Annotated in this window: 1 protein-coding gene; it reads right to left on the minus strand. The window is 67.3% G+C overall.

Features of this window, described 5'->3' with window-relative positions; all coding sequences use genetic code 11:
• Positions 1-247: 247 nt before the first annotated feature.
• The coding region (locus AC6EI8_RS26645) for a copper resistance protein (protein ID WP_498383417.1) at positions 248-514 on the minus strand (267 nt) is incomplete at its 5' end.

Consider the following 514-nt stretch of genomic DNA (forward strand, 5'->3'; position numbering starts at 1 on the left):
GACTGCACCGCGGACGAGGATGTTTCTGCGTCGCTCGACCGGGATGATGCGAGCGCGACCGCTTCCTGCAACGAGAGCCGGCTCGCCGGCTGCGCCCATGGCGTATGACTGGCGCCGAGCAGCGTGATGGCGAACGCCAGCCGGCGTCCGCACAATGGGGGGAAACGCAAATGCATAAAGCCTCCGCAAAGCAACGACCGCCCTCAGACGACGTGTCGGGGCGCGATAGGTGGCGTTGCGGCGGAGGCTACGTTCGGAAACAGCAGTGCAGGATGGAGAGCGGGCGAGGAGGGCCGCGTGGCGTGGCTCCCGCAGCCGTCGCGTTCGGGCGCGCGAGCAGCGGCTCCGGCACCAGCATCACGGGATGGACCAGGCTTGCATGAAACACCGGAAGCTGCGGGCTGGCATGGTCGAGGGACTTGGATCCCAGCTGGCAGTGTTCGAGGCACAGCCCATCGTGCGAATCCGGCTCGACGGCCTTCTGCGCCATGTCGGGACACGACTCGGTCATGCC

Source organism: Cupriavidus sp. R6-3, assembly GCF_059772245.1.